The sequence below is a fragment of the Micromonospora sp. NPDC002411 genome (genome assembly GCF_053592955.1).
Map to the genome: position 1 here is coordinate 1 of NZ_JBSFBM010000272.1, position 9,123 is coordinate 9,123.

9 protein-coding genes and 1 pseudogene are annotated in these 9,123 nt (G+C 70.3%); 4 read left to right on the forward strand and 6 right to left on the reverse strand.

The genetic code is table 11. The annotated features are described in order from the left end of the window. The first annotated feature begins 132 nt into the window (after positions 1–132). Positions 133–1,056 carry an NAD(+)/NADH kinase gene (locus ACWCO3_RS26210; RefSeq protein WP_423438427.1) on the forward strand — a complete coding sequence of 308 codons (924 nt, stop codon included), beginning with the start codon at positions 133–135 and terminating at the stop codon, positions 1,054–1,056. Positions 1,057–1,140: 84 nt separating this feature from the next. On the opposite strand, the gene pgm is transcribed toward ACWCO3_RS26210, so the two are convergent. Both pgm and glgC read right to left on the reverse strand, forming a co-directional pair. After that, positions 1,141–2,784 (reverse strand): phosphoglucomutase (alpha-D-glucose-1,6-bisphosphate-dependent), encoded by a 1,644-nt coding sequence (gene pgm / locus ACWCO3_RS26215; protein ID WP_145784240.1) that lies wholly within the window; start codon positions 2,782–2,784, stop codon positions 1,141–1,143. A gap of 31 nt (positions 2,785–2,815) precedes the next feature. After that, the gene (gene glgC / locus ACWCO3_RS26220) at positions 2,816–4,048 is read right to left on the reverse strand and encodes a glucose-1-phosphate adenylyltransferase (RefSeq protein ID WP_088990519.1); all 1,233 of its coding nucleotides are present in this window, start codon (positions 4,046–4,048) and stop codon (positions 2,816–2,818) included. 72 nt (positions 4,049–4,120) lie between these two features. On the opposite strand from glgC, the gene glgA reads away from it, so the two are divergent. Then, positions 4,121–5,332, forward strand: a complete 1,212-nt coding sequence (glgA, locus tag ACWCO3_RS26225; RefSeq protein WP_358163098.1) for a glycogen synthase — start codon at positions 4,121–4,123, stop codon at positions 5,330–5,332. Here glgA and ACWCO3_RS26230 read toward each other — a convergent pair. Then, positions 5,325–6,269 (reverse strand): inositol-3-phosphate synthase, encoded by a 945-nt coding sequence (locus tag ACWCO3_RS26230; RefSeq protein ID WP_450012545.1) that lies wholly within the window; start codon positions 6,267–6,269, stop codon positions 5,325–5,327. The genes glgA and ACWCO3_RS26230 overlap by 8 nt on opposite strands. Before the next feature lie 108 nt (positions 6,270–6,377). Here ACWCO3_RS26230 and ACWCO3_RS26235 point away from each other — a divergent pair, with 108 nt between their 5' ends. Beyond that, positions 6,378–7,628: a DUF222 domain-containing protein gene (locus ACWCO3_RS26235; protein WP_450012547.1), complete on the forward strand. Its 1,251-nt coding sequence runs from the start codon at positions 6,378–6,380 to the stop codon at positions 7,626–7,628. 43 nt (positions 7,629–7,671) lie between these two features. Here ACWCO3_RS26235 and ACWCO3_RS26240 read toward each other — a convergent pair whose 3' ends face one another. The 3 genes from ACWCO3_RS26240 to ACWCO3_RS26250 form a co-directional block, all read right to left on the reverse strand. Next, entirely contained in the window at positions 7,672–7,836 is a 165-nt protein-coding gene (locus ACWCO3_RS26240; protein WP_167524890.1) for a hypothetical protein, read from the reverse strand. A 173-nt stretch (positions 7,837–8,009) separates the two neighbouring features. Then, the gene (locus tag ACWCO3_RS26245) at positions 8,010–8,417 is read right to left on the reverse strand and encodes a type II toxin-antitoxin system VapC family toxin (protein WP_450012549.1); all 408 of its coding nucleotides are present in this window, start codon (positions 8,415–8,417) and stop codon (positions 8,010–8,012) included. Positions 8,418–8,454: 37 nt separating this feature from the next. Then, on the reverse strand, positions 8,455–8,712 hold the full coding sequence (locus ACWCO3_RS26250; RefSeq protein ID WP_244311810.1) for an AbrB/MazE/SpoVT family DNA-binding domain-containing protein: 258 nt from the start codon (positions 8,710–8,712) through the stop codon (positions 8,455–8,457). A gap of 117 nt (positions 8,713–8,829) precedes the next feature. Between ACWCO3_RS26250 and ACWCO3_RS26255 the strand changes: the two are divergent. Continuing rightward, a pseudogene (locus ACWCO3_RS26255) lies at positions 8,830–9,024 on the forward strand (maltotransferase domain-containing protein); the annotation flags it as partial. Between the last annotated feature and the right edge of the window lie 99 nt (positions 9,025–9,123).

Below are 9,123 nucleotides of genomic sequence, written 5' to 3' on the forward strand. Positions count from 1 at the left end.
CGAAGACGTACGGCCGCGAACCCCGCCCGTGAGGGCGGCGTGGTGCGCCGGCGGTCCACGGGCCGCCGGCGCACCTTCGGCGTACGCCGGGTGCGCCCGCCGACGATGTGATGAGCTGTACGGGTGTCGGGGCTGGGACTTGTGCTGCACCCCACCCGGGATGTCACCGAGGTGGCCGAAATCATCGAACGGTGGGCCACCCGCCACCACAAGACGCTGTTCGTGCGCGAGGAGGACCAGCACCGCGTCCCGTCCTGCGTCGAACCGGTGCCGGAGGGCGAGGTCGCCGTCCGCGCCGACGCGTTGATCAGCATCGGTGGTGACGGCACCATGCTGGGTGCGCTGCGCTCCGCCGTCCGCGACCCGAAGCCGGTGCTCGGCGTACACCTGGGTCGTCTGGGGTTTCTCGTCGAGATCGAACCACCGGAGTTGCCCGACGCGCTGAGTCGGCTGCTGTCGAAGGACTTCACCGTCGAGTCGCACGCGTGCCTCGCCTGCGACGTGTGCGGTGACGACGTCGTGGCGTTCAACGACATCGCGTTGGTCCGCCAGCCGGGTGCCGGTTTCGTCAGCGTCACGCTCGCCATCGACGGCCAGCAGTACGGCTACTACCGCAGCGACGCCGTGGTGGTCAGCACCCCGATCGGCTCGACGGCGTACAGCTACGCGGCCGGTGGTCCACTGATCTCCCCGGCGGCGGACTCGGTGGTGATCACGCCGGCGGCGCCGATGGCCGGCATCTCCCGGGCGGTAGTGCTCTCGCCGGACGAGAAGATCCGGTTGGAGTTGCAGCCCAACTCGTCGCCGGTCGTGGTGGAGATGGACGGCCTGGTGTTCCGCGACGCGGCCACGGAGGGGACTGTGGACATCTCGTACCGCCGCGACGCCGGTCTGGTGGTCCGCTTCGACCCGTTGCGCTACCAGGAGCGCAACCAGTTGAAGATGACGCTGCTCGACCTGCCGTTCCTCCCCGAGCAGCTCCGCGAACTGCTGCCCGAAGAGCTACGCCGACGCAGCCAGGAGCTACCCCCACCCGCCGACCCCCCACCCTGCTGAAGCCCTGCGCTCGATCAAGAGGTTTGCGTCACGACACGCCGGGCGGCATGACGCAAACCTCTTGATCAACGTGGGTCCAGGGGGTCAGGACTGGGTCAGGGCTTGGTCCACCAGGTTTTTGGCTTCTTCCTGGATCTGCTTCAGGTGGTCGGGGCCCTGGAAGGACTCGGCGTAGATCTTGTAGACGTCCTCCGTGCCGGAGGGCCTCGCGGCGAACCAGCCGGACTCGGTGCTGACCTTGAGGCCGCCGATCGGTGCGCCGTTGCCAGGTGCGGTGGTCAACGTCGCGGTGATCGGCTCACCCGCCAACTCGGTGGCGGTGACCTGCTCCGGGGAGAGCTTGCCGAGCACTGCCTTCTGCTCCCGGGTGGCCGGGGCGTCGATCCGGGCGTACGAGGGGGCGCCGAAGCGCTCGGCCAGCTCCGCCCAGTGTTCGCTCGGGCTCCGCCCGGTGGTGGCCAGGATCTCGGAAGCGAGCAGGCAGAGCAGGATGCCGTCCTTGTCGGTGGTCCAGGTGGAACCGTCGCGGCGCAGGAACGACGCCCCGGCGCTCTCCTCACCGCCGAAGCCGACAGCACCGTCGAGCAGGCCGGGCACGAACCACTTGAAGCCGACCGGCACCTCCAGCAGCGGTCGGCCCAGGTCCGCGGCGACCCGGTCGATCATCGACGAGGAGACCAGCGTCTTGCCCACGGCGGCGGCCGGACCCCATTCGGAGCGGGTACGGAACAGGTGACCGATCGCCACCGCCAGGAAGTGGTTGGGGTTCATCAGGCCGGCGTCGGGGGTGACGATGCCGTGCCGGTCGGCGTCGGCGTCGTTGCCGGTGGAGATCTGGAAGTCGGCGCGGGCGGCGATCAGCGACGCCATCGCGTTCGGCGAGGAGCAGTCCATCCGGATCTTGCCGTCGCCGTCCAGGGTCATGAACCGCCAGGTCGGGTCCACCGTCGGGTTGACCACTGTCAGGTCCAGCCGGTGCCGCTCGGCGATCTCGCCCCAGTACGCCACGCTCGCCCCACCGAGGGGGTCAGCGCCGATCCGCACTCCGGCGTCGCGGATCGCGTCGATGTCGATCGCCGCCGGCAGGTCGTCGACGTAGTGCGCGAGGAAGTCGTACTCCCCGGTGGTGTCCGCGGCCCGGGCCCGCGCGTAGGTGATCCGGCGGACCTCCTTGAGCCCGGCGGCGAGGATCGCGTTGGCCCGGTCCTGGATCCACCGGGTGACGTCGGTGTCGGCCGGACCGCCGTTGGTGGGGTTGTACTTGAACCCGCCGTCGTCGGGCGGATTGTGCGACGGGGTGATGACGATGCCGTCGGCGAGCCCGCTGGTCCGCCCCCGATTGTGGGTGAGGATCGCGTGCGACAGCGCCGGCGTCGGGGTGTAGCCGTCGCGGCTGTCCACCAGCACTGTGACCCCGTTGGCAGCGAGCACCTCCAGCGCGTCCACAGCGGCGGGCGCGGACAGCGCGTGGGTGTCCCGGGCGAGGAACAGCGGCCCGTCGAGCCCCTGCTCCCGTCGGTAGTCGCAGAGCGCCTGGGTGACCGCCAGGATGTGGTCGGAGTTGAACGCGTTGCGCAGGCTGGAGCCGCGGTGGCCGGAAGTGCCGAAGGAGACCTGCTGCGCCGGGTCCGCGGGATCCGGATGTTCGGCGTAGTAGGCGGTCACCAGGCGCGGCACGTCGACCAGGTCGGCGGGCTCGGCGGGCTGGCCGGCACGGGGGTGGGTCACTGCGGGATCCTCCTCGGTGTGTGCGGGTCGGTCACGGCTCGACCTTCTGGCCCTTGCCGATCACCACGATGCCGTTGTCGGAGACGGTGTAGCGCTGCCGGTCCTTCTCCAGGTCGACGCCGATCTCGACGCCCTCCGGGACGAACACGTTCTTGTCCAGGATGGCCCGCCGAACCACCGCGTGCCGGCCGATCTCCACACCCTCCATCAGCACCGAGCCCTCGACGTGCGCCCAGGAGTGCACCCGCACCTTCGGCGACACGATCGAGTTCTCCACCAGCGAACCGGAGATCACCACGCCCGGGGAGACCATCGAGCCGACAGCGCGGCCGACCCGCTCACCCCACTGGTGGACGAACTTCGCCGGCGGCCACGGCAGCTGCTCGGTGTAGATCGGCCAGTCGAAGTTGTACATGTTGAAGACGGGGTGCACGTTGATCAGATCCATGTGCGCGTCGTAGAACGAGTCGAGCGTCCCCACGTCACGCCAGTAGCCACGGTCGCGGTCGGTGCTGCCCGGCACCTCGTTGTCGCGGAAGTCGTAGACGTTCGCCTCGCCCCGCTCGACGAGCATCGGGATGATGCTGCCGCCCATGTCGTGCTTGCTGGTCTTGTCTTCCGCGTCGCGCTCGACCGCCTCGCACAGTGCGCGGGTGGTGAAGACGTAGTTGCCCATCGAGGCGTAGATCTCGTCCGGCGCGTCGGGCAGACCGACAGCGTCGGTCGGCTTCTCGCGGAACGCCCTGATGCGCTTGCCGTCCTCGCCGACCTCGATGACACCGAACTGGTCGGCCATCGACAGCGGCTGGCGGATGCCGGCAACGGTCACCGCGGCGCCGGAGGCGATGTGGTCCTCCACCATCTGCCGGGGGTCCATCCGGTAGATGTGGTCGGCGCCGAAGACGATCACGTAGTCGGGCTGCTCGTCGTTGATGAGGTTGAAGCTCTGGTAGATGGCGTCGGCCGAGCCGGCGAACCACCACGGGCCGCGACGCTGCTGCGCGGGCACCGGGGTGACGTAGTTGCCGAGCAGCGTGGACATCCGCCAGGTCTTGGTGATGTGCCGGTCGAGGGAGTGGGACTTGTACTGGGTCAACACGACGATCTTGAGATAGCCGGCGTTGGCCAGGTTGGAGAGGACGAAGTCGACCATGCGGTACATCCCGCCGAACGGGACGGCCGGCTTGGCCCGATCCGTGGTGAGTGGCATCAGGCGCTTGCCCTCCCCACCCGCCAGGACGATCGCGAGCACCTTGGCAGCCATGCCACGACGCTATCCACCCGCGTCGCACTTCACCACTCGTACGGGGAGTCTTCTGCACTAGGGTGCGGGGTCATGACGGAACCCACCCCGCTGCGCGTCGATCTGCTCACCCGCGAGTACCCGCCGGAGGTCTACGGCGGAGCGGGCGTGCACGTCGAGTACCTGGCCCGGGAGTTGCGCCGCCTCACCGACGTCCGCGTGCACTGCTTTGGCCAGCAGCGCACCGAGCCGGGCGTCACCGCGTACCCCGAACCGCCCGGCCTGACCGGTGCGAACGCCGCGCTCCGGACGATGGGTGTGGACCTGGAGATGGCCGCCGGCACCGCGGGTAGCGACGTGGTGCACAGCCACACCTGGTACGCGAACCTGGCCGGACACACCGCGAAGCTGCTGCACGGGGTGCCGCACGTGGTGACCGCGCACAGCCTGGAGCCGCTGCGGCCGTGGAAGGCCGAGCAGCTCGGCGGCGGGTACGCGCTCTCGTCCTGGATCGAGCGGACCGCGATGGAGGCCGCCGACGCGGTGATCGCCGTGAGTGGGGGGATGCGCAGCGACGTGTTGACCGCCTACCCGCAGATCGACCCGTCGAAGGTGCGGGTGGTCTACAACGGCATCGACACCGTGCAGTACGCCCCGGACCACGACACCGACGTGCTCGACCGACTCGGCATCGACCCGTCCCGTCCCAGCGTGGTGTATGTGGGAAGGATCACCCGGCAGAAGGGGCTGCCGTACCTGCTGCGGGCCGCTCGGGAGTTGCCGGCGGACACGCAGCTCGTGCTTCTCGCCGGCGCGCCGGACACGGCGGATATCGCCGCCGAGGTGGAGGGACTGGTCGCGGAGTTGCGGGCCAACCGCTCCGGAGTGGTCTGGGTGGCCGAGATGCTGCCCAAGCCCGAGGTGATCCAGGTGCTCACCCACGCGACGGTCTTCGTCTGCCCGTCTGTCTACGAACCGATGGGCATCGTCAACCTGGAGGCGATGGCCTGCGAGACGGCAGTGGTGGCGACCGCCACCGGCGGCATCCCCGAGGTCGTGGCCGGCGATGAGACCGGCCTGCTGGTGCCCATCGAGCAGGCCACCGACGGCTCCGGAACCCCGTTGCAGCCGGAGAAGTTCGTGGCGGACCTGGCGGCGGCGATCAACACCCTGCTCGCCGACCCGGCACGTACGGAGCGGTTCGGCCTGGCCGGTCGCCGGCGCGCGGTGGAGCACTTCTCCTGGGACTCCATCGCCCGCCAGACGCTGGAGGTCTACCGCTCGGTCGGCGCCGAATTCAGATAGCCGTTCCCGGCGGCGACTTGAGCAACGACGTCGCCTCGGCGCAGTGACCGCCACGCCCGTTGCGGAGGGCGCTGGCGGCAATGCGGACGAGGTCGATGTTGACGCCCGCGGCGCCACTCGGATCGTGCACCTTCAGTTTCACGTCGAGGCTCACTGAGGTCTCACCCCAACCCCGCGCCTCGACGTTGAGGTGCGCCACCTTCTGCGACCCGAGGTGCGGCAGGTACCCAAGGGGGGCGACCTCGACGCTGTCGGCGTCGGACAGGGCGTTGAGCTTGGACCGCTTCTTGGTGTCGGGGTTCTCGACCAGGTTGCGGAAGTCCTCGGTGCCGCCCAGATTGACCTGGTAGGAGCTGACCAGTGTGAGGCCCCGCTCCTTCAGCAGCCGCAGCAGCGCGTTGTGCACCACCGAGGTGCCGAACTGGCTGGCCAGGTCGTCGCCGATCAGCGGCAGGCCGGCGGCCTCGAACCTCTCCATCCGGCGTGGGTCGCGGGCGACCGGGTCGGCGGTGGTGTTGATGAAGGCGACACCCGCGGTGAGAGCTGCCTCGGCGTACGCCTGGGCGGTCTCCGGCCGGCCGCTCGGCGCCGAGTAGAGCAGCACCTCCGCTCCCGCCAGCGCCGCAGCCACCCGCCGCACCTCGGTCGCGTCGACGAGGCCCCTCGTGACGGGCACGTCCGCCCAGGGCAGGTCGCACGGCAGCCGGGGAAAGTTGTTGGGCGGCAGGAAGATCGCCTCGGTCAGGTCCCGACCGACCTTCTCCGCGGAGGTGGCGAAGGCCGCCACGACGTCGATGTCGCCCACCCCGAGCCCGTCGATCACCGGTCTGCGGATTCCGACCAGGCTGCCGCTCTGGCGGTAGAGAGCAAGCCCCTGCACCAGCGCCGACGTGTTGTTGCCGACACCGACAACCGCGACCCTCACCCGTTCGATCATGGCGGGAGGCTACGCCACCTCCGCGCATCCCGGTGGCCCTGATGATCGGCTGCGGCGGGACGGTCAACGGTGCCGGAAAGTGTCGTACAGGTGTTCTAATCTCTAGCTATGATCGATGTGTTGGAGCAGGCCGAGGCCGCGGTGGCGGCCTGCTTCGACACGCCCGCCTGGGCTGCCAGCGAGCACGACCTCGTCGCGGCACTCGACGCGGTGCACCGTGTCGAGCAACGCCTGGCGGCGGTCAAGCTGGCCCTCGTGCGGGAGTTGGACGGCCGCGGCACCGCGACGGCTCAGGGCGCATCCTCGACGGCGGTGTGGCTGCGCGACCGATTGCGGCTCGGGGTCGGTATCGCCCGTCGGCTGGTCGAGCTGGCCGCGACCCTCGACACCGCCCCGCCCGGGGTGCGTGACGCGTTGGCCAGCGGGGTGGTCGACGTGGAGCAGGTCCGGGTCATCGCCGCAACGGTCGAGACCGTCCAGAGCACGGCCGGCACGGCCGCCGCCGACAAGGCCGTCGGCGTTCTCGTCGACTGGGCGACGCAGTTCGATGCCGCTCTGTTGCGCAGGCTCGGCACCCGCATCCTCGACCACGTCGCCCCTGAGGTCGCCGACGCCACCGCCGAGGCGGCGCTGCGGGCGCAGGATTCGCGGGCCGCCCGGGACCGGCACGTCACCATCAGCGAGCAGACCGACGGCCGGCTACGCCTCGCCGGCATCCTCGACACCGAAGCCGCCGCCGCGTTGCGCGCCGCCATCGACCCGCTCACCACGCCCACCGCGCCCGACGACGTCCGCACCCCGGGGCAACGCCGCCACGACGCCCTCGCCGACGTCTGCAGACTCGCGCTACGCACCGGTGACCTGCCCGAGAGCGGCGGCGACCTCGCCCAGGTCGTCGTCACCACCGACTACAACGGGCTGACCCGACAGCTGGGCACCGGCGCTCTCGACATCGGCCCGCACCTCACCCCCGAGGCCGTGCGTCGCCTGGCCTGCGACGCGAGCATTCTGCCCGCCGTGCTCGGCGGCACCGGCCAGGTCCTCGACGTCGGCCGGCAACGCCGACTCATCAGCGGTCCACTGCGCCGCGCCCTGGTCCTGCGCGACCGTGGTTGCGCGTTTCCCGGGTGCGATCGCCCACCGCGTTGGTGCGACGGCCACCACATCCGGCACTGGGCCGACGGCGGCGACACCAGCCTCGACAACGCCGTGCTGCTCTGCGGCCACCACCACCGACACGTGCATCGCGGCGACTGGGTCGTGCTGCTTGGCGGCGACGGGCATCCAGAATTCATCCCACCGGCCTGGCTCGACCCCGAACAACTCCCCCGCCGCAACCACTACCACCGGCGCAGATAGCGCTCCCGATGAGCGAGTTCAGGCACGCACCAGCGCACCACCCTCAGGCAACGCCGAGGGTGGCGGCGAGCTGCGCCAGTCCGGTCGGAGCGTCGGCGGACCGCCACACGACGGCGACCAGCTTCCGTACCGCCGGCCGGTCGTGCACCTCACTGCGGGCGGTGCGTTCCGCGTCGAGGACGGCTCGGGCCCGCGCGGTGCATGTCACCGTTCAAGGCGTACAGGCGGGCCACATCAAGGAGGTACCCGGCCCGGTGCTCGGGCGGCAACCCCCGCCACTCGTCACCGGCCACCAGCCGCCCGTGCCGGGCCGTCGCCGTGGTGACGTCGCCGAGAGCCGCGTCGGCCGTCTCCCACGGCCTAGCGATGACCCAGGGGCGGTCACTCGCCTGGTGTGGTCAGCGTCAGGGTCGGGAAGTACGTGCGGTATCGCGCCCCATCGCGGGTCAGCAGGTCGTACCGGCATACGGCCGCATGCGCGCCGATGTAGAAATCGGCAAGCGGCGACCGCTTCGCGCCACCCAGCCTCCGATATCGCGCGTACGCCTTGCCGGCGAGGAAGCCTGCCAGGTATGGGAGCTCCTCGCGGAGGAAGTCACCCGCCGGCAACGCCTCGTCCAGCTCCTCGATCCGGTCGAACCGGACCGACACCTCGGCGTACACGATGGGGTTGATCACCAGATGGCCCGCGTCGCGGGCCTCGGCGAGGGCGCCCCCGGACCACTCCGCCCACTTGGGGTCATCGGTGAGGATGTCCAGCAGCACGTTGGTGTCGACCAGGGTCGTCACGGCGTCAGTTGGACGCGGCGGCACGGCGCGGAGCCGGTCACTCGCCACGCAGCAACTCCATCAGTTCCTCGGTGGACATGTGCTCGGTCTCCTTGGCGCTCCCCCGACCCCGCATGTGGCGGACGAGACGCTCCCCACGGGTGTCGGCACCGTGCACGCGCACGATGCGGAGGGCCCCACCCTCCTCGACCACATCGACCTCGTCGCCCTCGTGCAGGTTGTAGCGCGCCCGCAGAGCTGCCGGGATGGTCACCTGACCCTTGCTGTTCAACCGCATGCTCTGGACCTCCGTCACGTAATACCAACGATACGTGACACATCCCGATACGGGACATCTGTGCTGGCGACCGCTGGAGGGCGGACGGAGGTGCTTGGCCGCGCGCGAACGGATCTCGCGCAGTAGGTTGGCGGGGTGACTGGACGGTTCCCGATCGAAGACGTCTCCCCCGTCGTCTCGTGCGGGCGATACCCGGCCAAGGCGGTGGTCGACGAGCCGGTTCCGGTGTCGGCACGCGCCTACCGGGAGGGGCACGACGCGCTGGGCTGCAACGTGGTGTGGGCCGGCCCCGACGGCACTACCCGGCCGTTCACCCGGATGCGTCCCGGTGAACCCGGTCAGCACCCACTCGTCGGTGGCCTCGTCGTAGACGGCGCGGGTGCGCATCGCGCCGACGTCGGAGCCGGCTTCCGGCTCCGTGGTGCAGAA